18 protein-coding genes are annotated in these 19,083 nt (G+C 70.2%); 6 read left to right on the forward strand and 12 right to left on the reverse strand.

Going from position 1 to position 19,083, the window contains the following annotated elements:
• Positions 1–37 precede the first annotated feature (37 nt).
• Positions 38–1,396, forward strand: a complete 1,359-nt coding sequence (gene gabT, locus MTP13_RS16515) for a 4-aminobutyrate--2-oxoglutarate transaminase (protein ID WP_243568748.1) — start codon at positions 38–40, stop codon at positions 1,394–1,396.
• Positions 1,396–2,385 carry an asparaginase gene (locus tag MTP13_RS16520; RefSeq protein ID WP_243568749.1) on the forward strand — a complete coding sequence of 330 codons (990 nt, stop codon included), beginning with the start codon at positions 1,396–1,398 and terminating at the stop codon, positions 2,383–2,385. Before gabT ends, MTP13_RS16520 begins: the two co-directional genes overlap by 1 nt.
• Before the next feature lie 66 nt (positions 2,386–2,451).
• Here MTP13_RS16520 and MTP13_RS16525 read toward each other — a convergent pair whose 3' ends face one another.
• From MTP13_RS16525 to MTP13_RS16555, 7 genes are all read right to left on the reverse strand, one after another.
• The gene (locus tag MTP13_RS16525; protein WP_243570873.1) at positions 2,452–3,195 is read right to left on the reverse strand and encodes an ABC transporter permease; all 744 of its coding nucleotides are present in this window, start codon (positions 3,193–3,195) and stop codon (positions 2,452–2,454) included.
• 149 nt (positions 3,196–3,344) lie between these two features.
• The gene (locus tag MTP13_RS16530) at positions 3,345–4,256 is read right to left on the reverse strand and encodes an ABC transporter permease (protein ID WP_189086147.1); all 912 of its coding nucleotides are present in this window, start codon (positions 4,254–4,256) and stop codon (positions 3,345–3,347) included.
• Position 4,257: 1 nt separating this feature from the next.
• Complete coding sequence (locus MTP13_RS16535) at positions 4,258–5,454, reverse strand: ABC transporter ATP-binding protein (protein WP_243568750.1); 1,197 nt, start codon at positions 5,452–5,454, stop codon at positions 4,258–4,260.
• Between the two features lie 2 nt (positions 5,455–5,456).
• Positions 5,457–6,599: an ABC transporter substrate-binding protein gene (locus tag MTP13_RS16540; protein ID WP_243568751.1), complete on the reverse strand. Its 1,143-nt coding sequence runs from the start codon at positions 6,597–6,599 to the stop codon at positions 5,457–5,459.
• Between the two features lie 152 nt (positions 6,600–6,751).
• Positions 6,752–9,661 (reverse strand): FtsK/SpoIIIE domain-containing protein, encoded by a 2,910-nt coding sequence (locus tag MTP13_RS16545; RefSeq protein WP_243568752.1) that lies wholly within the window; start codon positions 9,659–9,661, stop codon positions 6,752–6,754.
• A 98-nt stretch (positions 9,662–9,759) separates the two neighbouring features.
• Positions 9,760–10,395, reverse strand: a complete 636-nt coding sequence (locus MTP13_RS16550) for an FHA domain-containing protein (protein ID WP_243568753.1) — start codon at positions 10,393–10,395, stop codon at positions 9,760–9,762.
• Between the two features lie 74 nt (positions 10,396–10,469).
• On the reverse strand, positions 10,470–11,267 hold the full coding sequence (locus tag MTP13_RS16555; protein ID WP_243568754.1) for a PP2C family protein-serine/threonine phosphatase: 798 nt from the start codon (positions 11,265–11,267) through the stop codon (positions 10,470–10,472).
• Positions 11,268–11,480: 213 nt separating this feature from the next.
• Between MTP13_RS16555 and MTP13_RS16560 the strand changes: the two genes are divergently transcribed.
• Complete coding sequence (locus MTP13_RS16560) at positions 11,481–11,969, forward strand: Lrp/AsnC family transcriptional regulator (RefSeq protein ID WP_243568755.1); 489 nt, start codon at positions 11,481–11,483, stop codon at positions 11,967–11,969.
• Between the two features lie 2 nt (positions 11,970–11,971).
• On the forward strand, positions 11,972–13,354 hold the full coding sequence (locus MTP13_RS16565) for an aspartate aminotransferase family protein (protein WP_424221786.1): 1,383 nt from the start codon (positions 11,972–11,974) through the stop codon (positions 13,352–13,354).
• Between the two features lie 148 nt (positions 13,355–13,502).
• On the opposite strand, the gene MTP13_RS16570 is transcribed toward MTP13_RS16565, so the two are convergent.
• Positions 13,503–14,642: a DUF4192 family protein gene (locus tag MTP13_RS16570; protein ID WP_243568757.1), complete on the reverse strand. Its 1,140-nt coding sequence runs from the start codon at positions 14,640–14,642 to the stop codon at positions 13,503–13,505.
• Positions 14,643–14,852: 210 nt separating this feature from the next.
• Between MTP13_RS16570 and MTP13_RS16575 the strand changes: the two genes are divergently transcribed.
• A complete protein-coding gene (locus tag MTP13_RS16575) occupies positions 14,853–15,350 on the forward strand; it encodes a methylated-DNA--[protein]-cysteine S-methyltransferase (RefSeq protein ID WP_243568758.1) in 498 nt (165 codons plus the stop codon).
• Positions 15,347–15,952 carry a DNA-3-methyladenine glycosylase I gene (locus MTP13_RS16580; RefSeq protein ID WP_243568759.1) on the forward strand — a complete coding sequence of 202 codons (606 nt, stop codon included), beginning with the start codon at positions 15,347–15,349 and terminating at the stop codon, positions 15,950–15,952. Before MTP13_RS16575 ends, MTP13_RS16580 begins: the two co-directional genes overlap by 4 nt.
• 35 nt (positions 15,953–15,987) lie before the next feature.
• On the opposite strand, the gene MTP13_RS16585 is transcribed toward MTP13_RS16580, so the two are convergent.
• Genes MTP13_RS16585 through atpD form a run of 4 tightly spaced genes read right to left on the reverse strand, consistent with a single transcriptional unit; the run spans position 15,988 to position 19,082 of the window.
• Complete coding sequence (locus MTP13_RS16585; protein ID WP_243568760.1) at positions 15,988–16,761, reverse strand: YaaA family protein; 774 nt, start codon at positions 16,759–16,761, stop codon at positions 15,988–15,990.
• A complete protein-coding gene (locus MTP13_RS16590; RefSeq protein WP_230768578.1) occupies positions 16,761–17,333 on the reverse strand; it encodes a P-loop nucleotide/nucleoside kinase family protein in 573 nt (190 codons plus the stop codon). Before MTP13_RS16590 ends, MTP13_RS16585 begins: the two co-directional genes overlap by 1 nt.
• A 31-nt stretch (positions 17,334–17,364) precedes the next feature.
• Entirely contained in the window at positions 17,365–17,625 is a 261-nt protein-coding gene (locus MTP13_RS16595; protein ID WP_189086159.1) for a F0F1 ATP synthase subunit epsilon, read from the reverse strand.
• Between the two features lie 2 nt (positions 17,626–17,627).
• Positions 17,628–19,082, reverse strand: coding sequence for a F0F1 ATP synthase subunit beta (gene atpD / locus MTP13_RS16600; RefSeq protein ID WP_243568761.1), 1,455 nt, complete (start codon positions 19,080–19,082; stop codon positions 17,628–17,630).
• Position 19,083: the final 1 nt, after the last annotated feature.

Consider the following 19,083-nt stretch of genomic DNA (forward strand, 5'->3'; position numbering starts at 1 on the left):
CACACGATTCTGCCTCGGGGATAAGCTTGGGCGCATCATGACTGAGACCCAGATCGCACCCTCGTACACGGTGCCGCAGCAGCGCCAGCTCGTCACGGCCGTCCCCGGCCCGAAGTCGATCGCGCTGCACGAGCGACGCACCGCCGTCGTCTCCGCGGGCGTCTCGAGCGCCCTGCCGGTCTACATCGAGCGCGCCAACGGCGCGATCCTCGTCGACGTCGACGGCAACCGCTTCGTCGACTTCGGCGGCGGCATCGGCGTCACCACCGTCGGCCACACCGAGCGGCACGTCGTCGAGGCGGCCACCGCGCAGCTGCACGACGTCACCCACACCCTGTTCACCGTCACCCCGTACGAGGAGTACGTGCGCGTGGCCGAGCTCCTCGCCCAGCACACGCCGGGCGACTGGGCGAAGAAGTCCGTGCTGGTGAACTCGGGCGCCGAGGCCGTCGAGAACGGCGTGAAGATCGCACGCAAGTTCACCCGTCGCCGGGGCGTCGCGGTGCTCGACCACGCCTACCACGGTCGCACCAACCTCACCATGGCCATGAACTACAAGGCGCACCCGTATGCCTCCGGCTTCGGCCCGCTCGCGGGAGACGTCTACCACGCGCCGAACTCCTACCCGTACCGGGACGGGCTCAGCGGCGAGCAGGCCGCTGCGCGCACGATCGCCTATCTCGAGAAGGTCGTCGGCGCCGAGGACCTGGCGTGCCTCGTCGTCGAGCCGATCCAGGGCGAGGGCGGCTTCATGGTGCCCGCCGACGGCTTCCTGCCCGCGCTGCAGGCCTGGTGCACCGAGCACGGCGTCGTCATGATCGCCGACGAGATCCAGTCGGGCATGGCCCGCAGCGGCAGCTACTTCGCGAGCGAGCAGTTCGGCTGGGAGCCCGACCTCGTGCTCTCCGCGAAGGGCATCGCCGGCGGGCTCCCGCTCGCCGCCGTCACCGGCCGCGCGGAGATCATGGACGCGGCGCAGCCCGGTGGCCTCGGTGGCACCTTCGGCGGCAACCCGGTCGCCTGCGCGGCGGCCGTCGCCGTGTTCGAGGCGATCGAGGGCGACGACCTCCTGGCGGAGGCCCGCCGGATCGAGTCGAGCCTCACCGCAGGGCTCCGCTCGCTCGCCGAGCGCTTCGACGTCATCGGCGACGTCCGCGGCAAGGGCGCGATGATCGCGATCGAGCTCGTCCGGCCCGGAACCCGCGACACGACGAAGGAGCCGTACCCCGAGGCGGTCGGGGCGCTCATCGCCCACGCCGCCCAGCAGGGCGTGCTGCTGCTGAGCGCGGGCACCTACGGGAACGTGCTCCGCTTCCTGCCGAGCCTCGCCGTGACCGACGAGCTCATCGAGGACGCGCTCGGCGTGCTCGAGTCCGGCCTCGCGACGCTCGGCTGATGGCCGGCACCTTCAGCATCGCCGATTCCGTCGAACTCGCAGTGGTCGAACGCAATGGTTTCATCGAGTCCAGGCACGCCGGTTCCGCCATCGTGCTCACCCCCGAGGGCGAGGTGCTGCGCAGCCTCGGCGACGTTCGCACCCCGGTCTTCCCGCGCTCGGCGCTGAAGCCGTTCCAGGCCGTGGCCGTGATGACCTCAGGGGTCGTTCTGCGCGGCGAGGACGCGGCCATCGCGATGGCGAGCCACTCCGGCACGGCCGCGCACGTGGCGCTCGTCAAGGGGCTGCTCGCCCGCGAAGGCCTGAGCGCATCGGCGCTCGGCTGCCCGCCGGCGCTGCCGGGCGACCGCACGGCGCGGGAACAGCTGCTGCGTTCGGGGGGCTCGGCCGAACGGGTCTTCATGACCTGCTCGGGCAAGCACGCGGCCATGCTGCTCGCCTGCGTGCAGAACGGCTGGCCCGTCGAGGGCTACCTCTCCCCCGAGCATCCGCTGCAGAAGAAGATCCTCGACGTGCTCGAGCGGCTGACCGGCGAGCGCCCCGCGGCGAGCGCGGTCGACGGCTGCGGGGCGCCGGTGCACGCGATCAGCCTCGGCGGGCTCGCGCGCGGTGTCCAGAAGATCACCACCGCCCAGACCAGCTCGCCGTTCGCGCTCTACCGCGAGGCCGCCGAACTGGCGGAGGCCGCGCGGGCGCACCCGTGGGCGGTCGCCGGTCCCGGGCAGCCCGACACGGTGGCGATCGAACGGCTCGGCGTCTTCGCGAAGTTCGGCGCGGAAGGCGTCATGGTGATGACCGCGCCGAACGGCACGACGGTCGCACTGAAGGTGCTCGACGGCTCCTCACGGGCGTCGACGATCGTCGCGCTGCGGTTGCTCGCCGATGCGAAGGCGCTCGACCACGACGACGTCGACCTCGCCCGCGCGGAGCTCGACCTCTGGGTGATGGGCGGCGACCGCCCGGTCGGCGAGATCCGGGCGACCGTCTGACGACCGCCGCTCGCGCCGCCCTCAGGCGGATGCGGTGCGGGCGCTCATCCGAGCGCCCACACCGCCTCAGCCGAGCTTGGCGAGCCGCTTCTCGCGCGCCGCGCGCGACACCTGCACGGTGATCACGAGGATCATCGCGAACAGGAACACGGCGGAGGCGATCACGTTCGCCTCGGCCGGGATGCCTCGCGCCGCCGAGATGTAGATGTACTTCGGGAACGTCGACACCGAACCGGAGTTGAAATTCGTGATGATGAAGTCGTCGAAGCTGAGCGCGAAGGAGAGCAGCGCAGCCGCGAGGATGCCGGGCAGCAGCAGCGGGAACGTCACCCGCCAGAACACCTGCGACGGCGAGCCGTAGAGGTCGCGGCCCGCCTCCTCGAGCGCCGGGTCGAGGCTCGCGACCCGGGCCTTCACCGTGACGACGACGAAGCTGATGCAGAACATCGTGTGCGCCAGAATGATCGTCACCATGTCCTTCGGCACGCCGACCGCGAGGAACTGCGCGGCGAGGCCCGCACCGAGCACCACCTCCGGGGTCGCCATCGGCAGGAACAGCAGCAGGCTGATCGCCGATCGGGCGCGGAACCGGTAGCGCACGAGGGCGATCGCGATCATCGTGCCGAGCGTGGTGGCCAGGACGGTCGCGACGAGCCCGATCACGATGCTGTTGCCGAACGCCTGGCAGACCGCACCGCCCTCGACGTTGCAGACGTTCAGCCACTTGTCGAAGGTGAACCCGCGCCACGCGATGTTCGACTTGACCGAGTCGTTGAAGCTGAACACGAAGGTGTACACGATCGGGATCATGAGGAACGCGAAGGCGATCGTCACGTAGGTGGGCAGCAGCCAGCGGCCGAGCCCGCGTCGGGGTCGGTCGCGCGTCGGCTGCGGGCGCTGCTCGAGCTGCTCGCTCTCGGCGAGTCCCCCGAGGACCGCCCCGGCCTGTCCTTCACCGCTCACAGCAGGTCCTCCGTTCCGCTCCGCTTGACGTAGATGCCGACGAGGATGAGGATCGCCGCCATCAGGATGATGGAGAGTGCCGCGGCCGCTGGATAGTTCAGCAGCACGAGGAAGTTCGCCTCGATCACGTTGCCCATCATCTGCGTGCCCGGCCCGCCGAGGAAGTCGCGACTCGCGTTCACGTAGTCGCCGGCCGCTGGGATGAATGTGAGCAGCGTGCCCGCCACGATGCCCGGCATCGACAGCGGGACGGTGACCTTGCGGAACACCGTCGCCGGGCTCGCGTACAGGTCGCCGCCCGCCTCGAGGTAGCGGAGATCGAGCCGCTCGAGGGTGGTGTAGAGCGGCAGGGTCATGAACGGGATGAAGTTGTACGTCAGACCGAAGATGACTGCGAACGGGGTGCCGGTGAAGTGCGCGTCCGGCGCCATGAGCGAGAGCGCCTTCAACGAGGTGATGATGAACGATTCGTCGGAGAGCACCTGCTTCCAGGCCAGGGTGCGCAGCAGGAAGGAGATGAAGAAGGGGGCGATGACGAGCACGAGCAGGATGCCCTGCAGGAGCGGTTTGCTGCGGGCCTTCACTCCGATGAAGTAGGCGATCGGATAGCTGATCACGAGGGCGAGCACGGTCGCCACGAGCGCGTAGCCGAAGGAGCGCAGGATGTGCGGCCAGTACGAGGTGACGACGTCGACGTAGTTCTGCCAGTTGAAGGCGTAGTCGAACTCGCCGATGTCGCCGAACTCGCTCTGCACCTGCAGCGAGGTGAGCAGGAGCGAGACGAGGGGCGTCAGGAAGAACAGCACCAGATAGGCGATGCCGGGGGCGAGCAGCACGAGCGCGATCGCGCTGCGCTTCCTCGGCGCCTGCGGCTGCGCTTCGGCCGTGGCGAAGGCTGCGAAGGCCACCTCAGTGCTCCTCGAGCTCCGCCACGAGCGCGTCGCGGTGCTGGGCCGCGATGGCGCTCGTCGAGGCATCCGCCTGGAACCGCGCTTCGTCCGGGGTGTCCTCGAGCCCGAAGCCGTGCTCGACGGCCCAGCTGACCCACACGCGGTCGCCCTCGGCGGCCGCGGGGCCGAAGGAGATGTTCTGCGCGAACACCAGCACCCGACCGGCTCCGGGGATCTCGACGAGGTACTGGGTGCTCACCCCCGAGAACGAGACGTCGGTCACCACGCCCGGGCCGATCAGGTTGCGGTCCGCCTCGGCGGCGGGCTGTTCGCGGTGCAGCTCGACCTTCTCGGGGCGGACGCCGACCGTGACCTGGCCCGAATGGCGTTGCGCCCGCGCCGCCGGGACCACGATGCGCGAGCCGGCGGCGTCGACCGCGATCGCGGTGTCCGTGGCGCCGACGACGTCGCCCGTGAACAGGTTCGACTGGCCCAGGAAGTTCGCCACGAACGCCGTCCTCGGCAGTTCGTAGAGCTCCTCCGGGGCGCCCATCTGCTCGATGCGCCCCTTGTTCATGACCGCGACCGTGTCGGCCATGGTCATGGCCTCCTCCTGGTCGTGGGTGACGTGGAGGAAGGTGAGCCCCACTTCTTCTTGGATCGCCTTGAGCTCCAGTTGCATCTGCCGCCGGAGCTTCAGGTCGAGCGCGCCGAGCGGCTCGTCGAGCAGCAGGAGCGCGGGACGGTTCACGATCGCCCTGGCGAGCGCGACGCGCTGCTGCTGCCCGCCGGACAGCTGCTGGGGCCGGCGCTGGGCGAGGTGGTCGAGTTCGACGAGGCGGAGCGCCTCGTGCGCCTTGCCCGCCGGATCGTCGATGCGGCGCCGGCGGAGCCCGAACGCGACGTTCTCGAGGATCGTCATGTGCGGGAAGAGCGCGTAGCTCTGGAAGACCGTGTTGACCGGGCGCTCGTGCGATCGAGTGGCCGTGACGTCCGTGCCGCCGATGAGGATGCGTCCGTTCGTCGGCTCGTCGAGCCCCGCGACGAGCCGGAGGGTGGTCGTCTTGCCGCAGCCCGACGGCCCGAGCAGGGCGAAGAAGGATCCCGCGGGGATCGTGAGATCGAGTTCCTCGATGGCGGTGAAGCCGGGGAACCGCTTGTGGATACCGACGAGCTCGAGGTCCGCACCGCGCTCGGCGAATTCGCGCATCGCCATGGTCACACTCCCAACAGGATCGACTGGAACTGGGTCTGGTACTTCTGCTCCTCGCGCGCCGTGAGCCCCCGGAAGACGTGAGCCTGCTCGAGCGTGTCGGCGTTCGGGAAGATGAGCTGGTTCTCGGCGAGCTCGGGGTCGATGGCCATGGCGGCCTCCTTCGCCCCCTCGACGGGCGTGATGTAGTTCACCCACGCCGCGACCTCCGCGGCGATCTCGGGCTGGTAGTAGAAGTCGATGAGCCGCTCGGCGTTCGATTTGCGCGGCGAGCCGACCGGGACGAGGAAGTTGTCGTTCCACAGCGTGCCGCCGCCGACGGGCAGGGCGAACTCCCACTTGTCGCCGGCCTCCGCGTTGATCACGGTGATGTCGCCGGACCAGCAGATCGCCGCCAGGGTGTCGCCGGACTTCAGGTCCTCGAGGTAGGCGTTGCCCTTGATGTTGCGCACCTGGCCGCGGTCGACCTGTTCGCGGAAGACGTCGATGGCCGCGGTGAACTCGTCGTCGCCCCAATCGCCGGCGATGTCGGTGCCGAGGTCCTGCATGATGCAGCCCATGGTGTCCCGCATCTCGGAGAGGACGCCCACCCGGCCCTTGAGCGAGGGGTCCCACAGATCGGAGACCCGCGTGATGCCGCCGGGGATCGCCTCCTTGTTCCAGCAGATGCCGCCGAAGCCGCCCTGCCACGGCACGGAGTACGTGCGGCCGGGGTCGAAGTCCGGATCGCGGAGGGCGGGATTGAGGTTTGCGAGATTCGGCATGTTGGCGTGGTCGAGCTCCTGCGTGTAGCCGAAGCGGATCCAGCGGGCCACCATCCAGTCGGTGAGGCAGACCGTGTCGGAGCCGATGTCCTGGCCGAGCGCGAGCTGATCCTTCACCTTGCCGTAGTAGGTGTTGTTGTCGTCGACGGCGACCTGGTAGTCGACCGAGATGCCGGTGGCCTCGGTGAACGCCTGCAGGGTCGGGTAGTTGCCGTCGTCGTCCTCATCGATGTAGGCGGCCCAGTTGGCCCAGCGGACGGTGGGATCGCCGTCGGAACGGTCGGCGGCCGGCGTCGGCTTCGGGCGGGGCCCGCTCTGGCACGCGGCGAGCGCGAGCGCAGTGGCCCCGGCGCCGGCACCGGCGAGCAAGGTTCTGCGGCTCAACTGCTGGCGGCGTGCGAGATCGATGAGGGAACGGATTCGTGGATCCGTCGGGGGTTGCCGAGTCACGGGCTTCCTCTCGGGTTCGCAGCACTGCGGGGTGGCTTGATCCTGCCACAGTGCACGGCTGGAATCACGGGTCGATGTCCGATTCGTTACGATTCCGCGTCGGACACGATGGTTCCGGTTGCGCTCGGCGCTTTCGACGGGTGAATCCGTCGAAAGCGCCGCTCCGGCCAGACGAAGCGTGCGATTCCCCCGTCGGGGCTCACCCGCCAGCCTTGCCCGGCGCCCCGGTCGAGCAGCGGCGGCAGCTCGCGTCCCCGGTAGAGCGTGCGGAACTCGGCGAGTCCGCCGTCGACGATCACGACCGCCGTCTGCCTCAGCTCTCCCCAGAGCCGCCACGCGGCCGCCCACGCGTCCAGGTCGCCGACGAGCACCTCGGGCCGGCCGGATTCATCGGCCGGAGCGAGCGGGTGTTCGACCGCGCCGGCGGCAGTCAGGCCACGGACCCGGATGCCCTCGATCTCCGCGAGTCGCGCGAGTGCGAGGGGAACGTTCCGCGCGATGACCGCGTACCGGCCGCCGCCCTGGAACTCGAGCACGGAAGCCGGATCCGGCCGGCCGGCGAGCGGTGGGCTCCCGGCACGCATCGCCCCCGAGCCGGGCGGATCGGTCATCGCCACCTGCAGCCGTTTGCCGCCCCATTGCCCGGCTCCGGGCGGATCATCGGCTCGCCAGAGCGAGGGCTCGCCGCCGAGCTGCGCGAGTTCACCACGCGACGCATGCCGAAGCAGCAGCAGCGCACGGAAGCCGTCGCGGATCTCGGCTGGCAGGCCCGTCGGGCGGGTCGCCGACACCGCGAGGTGCAGGCCGCCGCTCGAGTCGTCGAGGATCGTGGCGAGCGCCTCGGCCGCAGCGAGGCGGTACTCGTCGGGCCAGGAGCGGAAGCGCACGTCGGCGGCGTCCACGAGCAGGAGTCTCGGCCCGCCACCGAGGCGGGGGGACTCCGCCTGCCGGGCGAGCCCCGTCAGCAGGTCCCAGGCCAGCGAGCGCTGCTCGGGCAGCCGGACGACCCGATCAGGACCGTGGCGCGCGGCGAACGCGGCCGCGATCGTGTCGAGGGTCGTGCGCCGACCGCTGCCGGGTGCTCCGCAGACGAGCAGGGCGCCGTCGGCTGCGGGCCGCCAGACCGCGTTCATGCGGCGCTGCTCCTCAGGCGCGTCGAGCAGCCCGAACACGATGCCGTCGGGAGTCGGATCGAGTTGGCCCAGACGAAGGCGGGAGGGAAGCGGGTCGAGCCACGGGCGCTTGGCCTGGGGTTCGCCCGCCCGACCGGCCTGCAGCAGTTCGAGGTGCAGCGGGTCCGCGATCGCCGACTGGAACGTGCGCGGTGGCCCAGTGCCGTCGTCGACGATCGCTCGTCCCGGTCGATCGGGAGGGATCCGCGCCGCGTCATCGACGCCGACGACGGCGCGGCTGTCGCTCGGGTGCAGCACCCGCAGGCAGACGCGCAGCCGGCAGTTCGCGGTGATCTGCTCCCGAACGGTTCCGTTCGGACGTTGCGTGGAGAGGATGAGGTGCATGCCGAGCGAGCGCCCGCGGGCCGCGAGGTCGGCGAACACCCGACCCAACTCGTCGAAGCGTTCGAGGAGCGCCTGGTACTCGTCGACGACGATGACGAGCCTCGGGAGATCGATCGAGCGATCGAGCTCGACGAAGTCCCGAGCGCCGCTCTGCCGCAGCCGCCGTTCTCGCTGCCGGATCTCTGCGCGGAGGCTCTCCACGGCGCGGAGCGCCTCGGCTTCATCGAGGTCGGTGACGATGCCGACGACGTGCGGCAGCTCGGCGATCGGTCGGAACGCCGCGCCGCCTTTGAAATCGACCAGCAGCATCGCGAGGGCCGCGGGCGAGTACATCGTCGCGAGCGCGGCGAGCCAGGCGAGCAGGAACTCGCTCTTGCCGCTTCCCGTCGTGCCGCCGATGAGGGCGTGCGGTCCCTGCTGCACCAAGTCGAGTTCGAGCGCGCCACCGCCGGACGCAGTCCCCACCGCCGCCGCGAGACGTTCGCGACCACCGGCGGGCGGCTGCGTCAACGCGGCGAGATCGACACGAAGAGGCAGCGGCTTCGCGTCGAGGCCGCTTCGTTCGGCGACCTCGGCCAGCCGGTCCGCAGCGGTGGCGGCGTGCCTGCTGCTGAGCAGCTCCGGGACGAACGCTCCGCTGCGCTCCGGCGAGTCGAGCACCTCGATCCGAGCGCGACGCGGGGAGTCGAGCTCGACCACCGTGCCGAGGCCCGGCGGCAAGGCGGCGCGCTCGATCGCGCACGCGATGACTCCGCGCGGGTCGGCCGGCTGCTCGCCCTCGACGACGGTGATCGAGGGCGAACCGCGAAGCTGGGGCAGCCGCTCGGCCCAGGCCCACTCCTCCAGCGGCGGGACGCGCAGCCCTCCTGCGCCGGGCCGCACGGTGGACGCCCACCTGACCACCGAAGCGCGGACCGCTGCCCGGACCACGGGCATCGGCCCGACGAAGCCGATGCCCGCGGCGGGATCGGCGCGGATCGGCGCGTCCGAGAGCGCCCATGCCCGGGCGAGCAGCGCCCGGTCGTCGTCGTCGAAGGCCTCGCCCTCGATGCGGAGCCCGCTGGGTACGACGCCGCGACCGAGCACCAGTTCCGAGCTGTCGGCGGTGCGCCATCGTGAGCCCGCCGGCTCGGAGAGGAGCGCTTCGAGTTCGCCGGCCCGACGCCACGCCTCGACGCGCTCCACCGCGTGGCGCTCCGCGATCTCGTCGGTGAGCAACCGCCGCGCCTCGATCCGTTCGAGCCGCTCCCGTTTGAGATGGCGCCGCGCACTGCGCCGCCCGTCGAAGACCGCCGCGAGGCCGACCACCGGCCCGATCGCGGCGAACACGAGCGCGAGCGGAGACCGCGTCAGCGCGAACAGCACGCCCGCGGTGGCGATCGGCGCGAGCGTCGCCAGGAGCGGGAACGGAGGCTTCTGCCGGGTGCTCGGCGGGTGCGGGAGGCGGAGCCGCGGCTGCCGATCGGTCGGGAGGTCCATGCCAGAATCTCAGCAGCATCGGACCGCCGCCGGCTTCGGGTCGGGCGATCGGTGGATACGACGGCGATCACGCCCGCTGTTGAGGAACGGGAGCCTCGCTAGTCGACGACGATCTGCTGCTGCGCGAGCTCGATCGTGCTGCCTCTCGGCACCTGGTATCGGCGGCCGGGTTCGCAGCGCACGGCGCCATCGTCCGGGCGGCGCACCAGCGTGCCGTTGCCGGAGAAGCGGTCGGCGATCCACAGCACGCCGTCGTGGGATCCGAATTCGAGATGCGTCTTCGACACCGAGAGCGTGCGATCGGCGATCTGCACGAGATGGTCGAACCGCTCGCCCGGTTGCGGCAGCGGCTTGCGTCCGATCAGGCCGGTGCCGAAGACGATGCGGGTCTCCCCCGTGCTGAACCGCAGGCGGAACCGGTCGGACTCCCCCGGAGCGCTCTTCGCAGCGGGCGCTGCCCCGCTCGACGCCGGCGGCGTCTGGCCCGCCGCCACGGGCACGTCGTCCCCCTGGGCGTCAGCGCCCGGGGCGAGGAACCCGCCGACCGGGATGCTGATGACTCCGCTGTTGCGGCGCGGAAGGGGGTGGACGATGGTCGTATCGCCCGGCCTCGGGTCGGGCTTGCGCCTGGACTCCGGCGTCGCGCTCGTCGAGCTTCCGCACTCACCGCAGAACATCGCCCCGTCGGGCAGGTCAGCACCGCAGATCCGGCAGTTCACGTGCACGCTCCTCATCTCCGCTTCCAGCGTAGCGGCGGATGCGCCGGGCGGGCGCAGGCGGGCGGCGCCCGTGTCGCCGGCGAGGGGTGTCAGTCGGTCCCGGCCGGCCGGACCACATCGAGGACGTCGACCACGACGACGGTGACGTTGTCGCGACCGCCGTTGCCGAGCGCCGCATCCATCAGGTGCCTGGCCGCGGCATCCGCCGTGGGATTGGACGCGAGGAAGTGGCGGAGACCGTAGGCCGTGATCTCCTTCGTGAGCCCGTCGGAGCAGATCAGCAGGCGCATTCCCGGCTCGATCGCGATGGCGCGGTAGTCGGGCAGCGGCGCCTCGTGGAAGCCGACCGCGCGGGTGATCACGTTCGAGTGCGGGTGCGTCTCGGCCTCCTCCCGCGTGATCTGACCGGCGTCGACGAGCTCCTGCACGATCGAGTGATCCACGGTGAGCTGTTCGAGCACGCCGCCGATGAGCCGGTAGACCCTGGAGTCGCCGATGTTGAAGACGATCCACGCCGGCTCGCCCGAGATCGAGCCGAGCGCGACGCCGGTCACCGTGGTGCCGCTGCCCTCGTCGGTCACACCCCGGCCGCGGCCCATGTCCTGGACGGCGGAGCGCAGCGCCTGGTCGATGTCGGGGGTGCCCACGACCGTTCGGCCGCCGTACTCCGCGAGCCGGGTGACGACCGCGGCGCTCGCGAAGTCACCGGCCGCGTGCCCGCCCATCCCGTCGGCGACGGCGAAGATCGGCGGCTGGGCGAGGAAGCTGTCCTCGTTCACCTCGCGTCGCAGGCCCGTGTCGGTCATCGCCGACCACGCGATCCCGATCTCGGTGCCGCCGGGCAGCACGACACGATGGCGCGGATTGCCGATGCCGATCTGGGTCACGGATCTCGCCTGTCTGCGGGGGGACGCGTCAGGATGTGAGGGGAACCCGTCGATCGTAGCGCTTCGAACCGCCGCTCGGCTGCGGACAACGCGCCACGAGCACTTCCCGGTTCGGGATTGATCTCCCCCCACCATCCATGGAATCAGTTGTGAAACAGCGCTCATTCGACTGATTCCCTTGCTTCTGCACCTTTGGACTGTCATGATCGAGCCATGACGAACACGGGACGACTCACGTCGCGTCCGGTGCAACTCGACGATGTGTCGAAGGCGATCATCGAGCAGCTCCAGACCGACGGTCGGCGTTCCTATGCCGATATCGGTAAGGCCGTCGGCCTCTCCGAAGCCGCGGTGCGCCAGCGCGTGCAACGGCTGCAGGAGGCCGGCGTCATGCAGATCGTCGCCGTCACCGACCCGATGCAGCTCGGGTTCACGCGACAGGCGATGATCGGCGTCCGCGCCGAGGGCGACACCCGGCTGCTCGCCGAGCAGCTCTCCGCGATCCCCGAGATCGACTACGTGGTGCTCACCGCCGGCAGTTTCGATCTGCTCGCCGAGGTCGTGTGCGAGAACGACGAGGAGCTCATCGATCTCCTCAACGCTCGCATCCGCTCGCTGGACGGCGTGCAGCAGACCGAGACCTTCGTCTACCTGAGGCTGCAGAAGCAGCATTACAACTGGGGAACCGTGAGGAACCGATGACCATGACCGATGTCCGCTACGACAATGCGACGCTGCAGAAGCAGGCGAAGGATCACCTCTGGATGCACTTCGCGCGCCAGTCGACGATGGAGCAGGGTGTGCCCATCATCACTCGCGGCGAGGGCCACCGCATCTTCGACATCAACGGCAAGAGCTACATCGACGGGCTCGCCGGCCTCTTCGTCGTGAACGCCGGCCACGGCCGTTCGCGCATCGCCCAGGCGGGCGCGAAGCAGGCCGAGGAGCTCGCGTTCTTCCCGATCTGGTCCTACGCGCACCCCAAGGCGATCGAGCTCGCCGACCGTCTCGCGGAGTACGCGCCCGGCGACCTGAACCACGTGTTCTTCTCGACCGGCGGCGGTGAGGCGGTCGAGACCGCCTACAAGCTCGCGAAGAACTACTGGAAGCTCATGGGCAAGCCGACCAAGTACAAGGTCATCTCGCGCGCCCTGGCCTACCACGGCACCCCGCAGGGCGCCCTCGCCGTGACCGGTCTGCCGATCAAGGCGCCGTTCGAGCCGATCACCCCCGGTGGGCTTCGCGTGCCCAACACCAACTTCTACCGCGCTGCCGAGATGGGCGCGCCGGCCGACGACATCGAGGCCTTCGGCCTCTGGGCGGCGAACCGCATCGAGGAGCAGATCCTGATGGAGGACCCGGACACGGTCGCCGCCGTCTTCCTCGAGCCCGTGCAGAACTCCGGCGGCTGCTTCCCGCCGCCCCCCGGCTACTTCCAGCGGGTGCGCGAGATCTGCGACAAGTACGACGTGCTGCTCGTCTCGGACGAGGTCATCTGCGCCTTCGGCCGCATCGGCGACTACTTCGCGTGCAACCAGCTCGGCTACGTGCCCGACATGATCACCTGCGCGAAGGCGATGACCTCGGGCTACGCCCCGATGGGCGCGACCATCATCAACGAGAAGATCTACGAGCCGTTCAAGAAGGGCGACACGACCTTCTACCACGGCTACACCTGGGCCGGTCACCCGGTCTCGGCCGCGGTCGCGCTCGAGAATCTCGACATCTTCGAGGAGGAGAAGCTCAACGAGCACGTCCGCGAGAACAGCCCGCTGTTCCGCGCCGAGCTCGAGAAGCTCAACGACCTGCCGATCGTGGGCGACGTCCGCGGCGAGGGCTACTTCTTCGCGGTCGAGCTCGTGAAGGACAAGGCCACGCGCGAGACCTTCAACGAGGAGGAGTCGGAGCGCCTGCTGCGCGGCTTCCTCTCGACGGCGCTCTTCGACGCGGGCCTGTACTGCCGCGCCGACGACCGCGGCGACCCCGTGATCCAGCTCTCGCCGCCGCTCACCATCGGCGTGCCCGAGTTCCAGGAGATCGAGCAGATTCTGCGCAGCGTGCTCACCGAGGCGTCGAACCGCCTGTGACCGCTCGCGTTCGCGCACGGATCGACGCGCGAACGCACTGAATCGGCCAGATCCCGAGGGCCCCGGATGCGTGACATCCGGGGCCCTCGGCGTCCCTGCGGACCCGCTCGCGGCCGGCGGGACGGACCGCATCGGACCGCTCCCGCGATCAGTGCCCGCCCAGGAGCGCACGGTGGTCATCCTCCCGGACGAACGCCCACTCGGGCAGCGCCCCAGAACCCAGGTAGGTGTCGAGCAAGCGCGCCATGGCGTGGTCCGGGTCGATCTCGAGGGCCCGATCGAGGTGCGCGCCGGCACGGCTTCCCCGTCCGAGCGCCCAGTGCAGCCAGCCGGCGACGCAGTGCACCCCTGGCCGATCGGCCCGCGGGAGGTCGACCAGCAGCTGCTCCACGAACCCGATGCCGGCCTCGACCCGCTTCGTCTGCGGTCTGAGCCGAGTACGGCCGAGGTAGAGCTCCGAGACGAACTCCTCGCTCCCCTCCGATTCCAGGTCGCTCGTCAGCCCGACGGGGCTGTCGTCGAAGGGCTCGGAGCGTCCGGCGGCCCCCTGGAGCGCGATCTCCCCGACCGCGGCGCCGAACGCGATCTGCAGCACGATCGCGTCCCGGAACACCGCCGACGCGGAGAGCTCGGCGAACCACGCGCCCTGCGCCGCCGTCGACACCGGTTCGCACAGCACGCGCTCGACGAGTTCGATCGGGTCGATCTGGTCGCCGAGCTCGCGCTGGAGCCACTCGAGCGAGCCCTGCTCGCGCAGCGCCACGAGACGTCGTCGCAGGCGAGCGGCCCGTGCGCGGTCCGTGGTGGGCTGCCGGGGGTCCGCTGCGAGCTCGCCGAGCACCGGGAGCTCGGCGGCCGCCGAGTCGATGAGTGCGAGATCGCGTCCTCCGATGGGGACGAGCGGATCGACGACCGATCCCCAGCCGGTCGACGCCACGACGAAGCCGTCGCGCACCTCGAAGCCCGCATCTTCGAGCCGCGCACCCATCCGATCGATCAGACGGCGCTCAGAGGCGGCGGCAGACCGTGGATAGTCACGGTCGGTGAACACGACGACGATGATGCCCTCGGCCCCCTCGATGCGGCACACCGCTCCGACGACCGCCGCGACGAGCACCGGATGGTCGGCGACCCGGCGCGGGAGATCGTGCCGGAGGACGCCGATGACCGTATCGCCTCGAAACGCGACGCAGACGAGCGATCGCCGGACGGGGACCCCGGCGAGCTGCGGGAGGAGGGCGAGGAACTCGTGTCCGCCCACGGCGCGGACGGTGAACTGTTTCGACATGGCCCCAGCATCCGCACCGAGCGGACCGTCGACGGCGGCGCGAGCGGCTTCTGTGGAAGCTGCGGTCTGGATGGAGGATGGGGAGGACGGATCGCCGGAGCGCACGACGCGGTCGCCTCCCCTCCCCCAACAACGGCCGACCGGAATCCGCTCTCCACAGGTGTCCGATTCCCGCGAGCTGGTGTCTGCGGGCGCAGATACGCTCGAAGCATGAGCAACGTCTACCTCCTCCGGATCGATTCCCCCGTCGGGCGCATCGAGCTCGTCGGCGACGACGAGCACCTCGTCGCGCTGACGATCGAGGACGCCGACGGCTCGTTGCCGCACGACGACGAGCCCGAGCGCCCCAACGCCGTCCTCGAGCTCGCCCGCGAGCAGCTGTCCGAGTACTTCGCGGGCACGCGCACGGACTTCGAGATCCCGGTGCGGCCCGCGGGCGGCAGCGACTTCCAGCGCGCCGTGTGGGCCGAGCTCGCGCGACTGCACTGGGGCGAGGCGACTTCCTACGGCGCTCTCGCCCAGGCTGTCGGCCGCCCGGGTTCCGCGCGAGCGATCGGTGGCGCAGTCGGCGCCAACCCGATCCCCATCGTGATCGGCTGCCACCGAGTGCTCGCCTCCGATGGACGCATCACCGGCTACTCGGGCGGGCGGGGCATCCCCACCAAGCTGTGGCTGCTCGGCCACGAGCAGATCGGCTTCGCCGCATGAGCGCGGAACGCCCCGACCTCGTCGTCGGCGACGACGGAATCACGCGGTGCGCGTGGGGCGCCGGCGACGCCGAGTACTCCCGCTACCACGACGAGGAGTGGGGCACCCCGATGCGCGACCCCGTCCGACTGTTCGAGAAGCTGTGCCTCGAAGGCTTCCAGGCCGGGCTCTCCTGGATCACGATCCTGCGGCGGCGGCCGGTGTTCCGCGAGGTCTTCCACGGCTTCGATCCGGTCCGAGTCGCCGAGATGGACGAACACGACGTCGAACGGCTGCTCGGCGACGCACGGATCATCAGGCACCGCGGCAAGATCGAGGCGACCATTCAGAACGCACGGGCGACGCTCGCACTCGATGCCCCGATCGACGAGCTGCTCTGGTCGTTCGCGCCGCCGCCTCGCGAGGCGCCGTTCGCGAGCTTCGCGGAGGTGCCCGCGACGACACCCGAGTCCACCGCGATGAGCAAGGAGCTCCGCAGGCTCGGCTTCCGCTTCGTCGGGCCGACCACGATGTACGCCCTCATGCAGGCATCCGGGATGGTCGACGATCATCTGGTCGGCTGCTTCCGCTCCGCATCGCGGACCGACGGGCTCGTGAGCTGATCAGCGTGCCGTCGCGCGGCGCAGGCGCCCGCCGCTCACGCTGCGAGCAGCTCCAACTCGCGCACGGACGGCTCGTCGCCTCCGGCGGTCGCATCGGCACTGAGGCTGAGCTCGAAGCCGGCCGAGCGCGCCCATGCGATCAGGGCGTCGACCTCGTCGAGGGGCTCGGGGCGCGCGGTGAGCAGCGCCCGGGTGAACTCGCCCTTCGCGCGCTTGTTGAAGTGGTTGAGGGCGCGCTTCCGGCCGTCGCCATCGACCGCGACGACCCGCACGAACACCGAACCGGGCGGCGCCGGCCCGAGTTCCACGTAGCCCTCGGAGCGGAGATCGACGACGAGACCGCCGTGCGCCGCGAGCGCGGCCGCGAGCGGCTCCCGCCAGAGCGGCTTCAGCCGATGGCCGGGCACGCGCGAATCGTGCGAGAGCCGATACGCCGGGATGGGATCGAGCGCACCCACGAGGCCGAACAGCGCCGAGTGCACCACGACATGCCGGCCGGCGTACGCGCGTGCATCTCCGTCCAGGCTCGGAGCGTCGAGGGCGTCGTACAGCACGCCCGTGTAGCGGTCAAGGGCCGGCATCGTGGGCGACGTCGCGAGCAGCCGGTCGTGCTCGACCTCGGCCGCCGAGCGGGGTCCCAGCTTCAGGGCGCGCATCGCGGCGTCCTGATCCGCGGCGAGTTCCACCACGGCGGCAACGAGCTCGGCGCGCACCCGTTCGAGCGAGGGGTACGACAGTGCGTCGAGACGGAGCGGCGGCTGCGTGCCGCCGGTGCGCTTCGTCTCCGAGGGCGGAAGGACGAGCAGCACTACGAGGCGATGAACGCGAGCGCCGCGTCGACGTTCTCACCGAGCGAGCGGACCGAGTCGATCGTCACGCGCGGGAGCGCCGCCGAGGGGCCGTTCCAGGCGGCATAGCCCTCGAGGCTCTGCTCCACGGCGCGCCACGTGGTCTCGTCGAGGTGCGGGAGGTTGCGCTCGCGCTTCTCGAGACGGGAACGATGCACGCCCTCGTCCGAGCAGACGACCTCGATGACCCGGAGCCGGGCGTCGGTGCGCTCGGCGAGATCCCGCCACTGCAGACGCGCGGCCTCCGCGGCGTTCACCGCGTCGACGATCACGGTGCGACCGGCCTCGAGCTCCTTGCGCGCGATCTCCTCGGCGACGAGGTATGCGGCGAGGCCGGTGGGCTGATCCGCATCGATGCCGGCACGGAGCACGGCCGACTCGATCGGATCGACCGACACGACGGTGGCGCCGAGGCGGGCGCCGACGATCTCACCGATCGTCGACTTTCCCGCACCCGGCAGCCCCGCCATGACGATGAGCTGCGTGACCGCGAGGTCACCGAACTGGCGGTCGAACGGCTGCTCCCCAGGCATCCGCGAACTCCTTCTCAGCTGGGTGGATCGCTCAGACGAGCGCGGCGCGAGACGCCACGATCTGGACCGAGTTCTGCTGGACCGAGAGGAAGCCCTCTTCCGCGTTCGCGGTGAGCTTCTCCCCTCCGTCGAGCGTCACCCGGACCTCGCCGCCGGCGAGGATCGCGAGCATGGGCTCGTGACCCGGCAGGATGCCGATCTCGCCTTCGACGGTCTTCGCGACCACCATCGCCGCCTCGCCCGACCAGACTTCCTGGTCGGCCGAGACGACGCTCACGTTGAGGGCGGCCATGATCAGCCGTTCTCCTTCTGGATCTGCGCCCACTTCTCTTCCACGTCCGAGATCGGGCCGACGTTGAAGAAGGCCTGCTCGGCGACGTGGTCGAAGTCACCGCGGGCGATGGCGTCGAACGACTCGATGGTCTCCTTCAGCGGAACCGTCGAGCCCTCGACACCCGTGAACTTCTTCGCCATGTAGGTGTTCTGCGAGAGGAACTGCTGGATACGGCGCGCGCGGGCCACGGTGATCTTGTCTTCCTCGGAGAGCTCGTCGACACCGAGGATCGCGATGATCTCCTGGAGCTCCTTGTTCTTCTGGAGGATCTGCTTCACCGTGGTGGCGACGCGGTAGTGGTCGGCGCCCAGGTAGCGCGGGTCCATGATGCGCGACGTCGAGGTCAGCGGGTCGATCGCGGGGTACAGACCCTTCGAGGCGATCTCGCGCGAGAGCTCGGTGGTCGCGTCGAGGTGCGCGAACGTGGTGGCCGGGGCCGGGTCGGTGTAGTCGTCGGCCGGCACGTAGATCGCCTGCAGCGAGGTGATCGAGTGGCCACGGGTCGAGGTGATTCGCTCCTGCAGGATGCCCATCTCGTCGGCCAGGTTCGGCTGGTACCCCACCGCGGACGGCATGCGGCCGAGCAGGGTCGAGACCTCCGAGCCCGCCTGCGTGAAGCGGAAGATGTTGTCGATGAAGAGGAGCACGTCCTGCTTCTGGACATCACGGAAGTACTCGGCCATCGTCAGGGCCGACAGCGCGACGCGGAGACGCGTGCCCGGCGGCTCGTCCATCTGGCCGAAGACGAGGGCGGTCTTGTCGAAGACGCCCGCCTCCTCCATCTCGTGGATGAGGTCGTTGCCCTCACGGGTGCGCTCGCCGACGCCGGCGAACACGGAGACACCGCCGTGGTCCTGCGCGACACGCTGGATCATCTCCTGGATGAGGACCGTCTTGCCGACGCCCGCACCACCGAACAGACCGATCTTTCCACCCTGCACGTACGGGGTGAGGAGGTCGATCGACTTGATGCCGGTCTCGAAGAGCTGCGTCTTCGACTCGAGCTGGTCGAAGGCCGGGGGCTTGCGGTGGATCGGCCAGCGCTCGGTGACCTCGATGGTCTGCCCGGGCTCGAGGTTCAGCACCTCGCCGATCACGTTGAAGACCTTGCCCTTGGTGACGTCGCCGACGGGCACCGAGATCGGCGCGCCGGTGTCCTGGACCTCCTGGCCGCGGACGAGACCGTCGGTCGGCTTCAGGGCGATCGCCCGGACCACGTCGTCGCCGAGGTGCTGGGCGACCTCGAGCGTCAGGGTCGAGGTCTCGCCGCCGATGGTGACCTGCGTGGTCAGGGCGTTGTAGATCTCGGGGATCGAGTCGTGCGGGAACTCGATGTCGACGACCGGGCCCGTCACGCGGGCGATCCGGCCGACCGCGACGGCCTGGTCAGCGACCATGTCGATGGTGTCAGTCATT

The organism is Agromyces soli (assembly GCF_022811605.1).
Classification (GTDB): Bacteria; Actinomycetota; Actinomycetes; order Actinomycetales; family Microbacteriaceae; genus Agromyces; species Agromyces soli.

Bases quoted from the DNA above. Each gene is read 5' to 3' on its own strand.
- gabT (WP_243568748.1), top strand. From the start codon at position 38: ATGACTGAGACCCAGATCGCACCCTCGTACACGGTGCCGCAGCAGCGC.
- MTP13_RS16520 (WP_243568749.1), top strand. From the start codon at position 1,396: ATGGCCGGCACCTTCAGCATCGCCGATTCCGTCGAACTCGCAGTGGTC.
- MTP13_RS16525 (WP_243570873.1), bottom strand. From the start codon at position 3,195: ATGATCCCGATCGTGTACACCTTCGTGTTCAGCTTCAACGACTCGGTC.
- MTP13_RS16535 (WP_243568750.1), bottom strand. From the start codon at position 5,454: ATGGCGATGCGCGAATTCGCCGAGCGCGGTGCGGACCTCGAGCTCGTC.
- MTP13_RS16545 (WP_243568752.1), bottom strand. From the start codon at position 9,661: ATGGACCTCCCGACCGATCGGCAGCCGCGGCTCCGCCTCCCGCACCCG.
- MTP13_RS16550 (WP_243568753.1), bottom strand. From the start codon at position 10,395: ATGAGGAGCGTGCACGTGAACTGCCGGATCTGCGGTGCTGACCTGCCC.
- MTP13_RS16560 (WP_243568755.1), top strand. From the start codon at position 11,481: ATGACGAACACGGGACGACTCACGTCGCGTCCGGTGCAACTCGACGAT.
- MTP13_RS16565 (WP_424221786.1), top strand. From the start codon at position 11,972: ATGACCGATGTCCGCTACGACAATGCGACGCTGCAGAAGCAGGCGAAG.
- MTP13_RS16570 (WP_243568757.1), bottom strand. From the start codon at position 14,642: ATGTCGAAACAGTTCACCGTCCGCGCCGTGGGCGGACACGAGTTCCTC.
- MTP13_RS16575 (WP_243568758.1), top strand. From the start codon at position 14,853: ATGAGCAACGTCTACCTCCTCCGGATCGATTCCCCCGTCGGGCGCATC.
- MTP13_RS16580 (WP_243568759.1), top strand. From the start codon at position 15,347: ATGAGCGCGGAACGCCCCGACCTCGTCGTCGGCGACGACGGAATCACG.
- MTP13_RS16590 (WP_230768578.1), bottom strand. From the start codon at position 17,333: ATGCCTGGGGAGCAGCCGTTCGACCGCCAGTTCGGTGACCTCGCGGTC.
- MTP13_RS16595 (WP_189086159.1), bottom strand. From the start codon at position 17,625: ATGGCCGCCCTCAACGTGAGCGTCGTCTCGGCCGACCAGGAAGTCTGG.
- atpD (WP_243568761.1), bottom strand. From the start codon at position 19,082: ATGACTGACACCATCGACATGGTCGCTGACCAGGCCGTCGCGGTCGGC.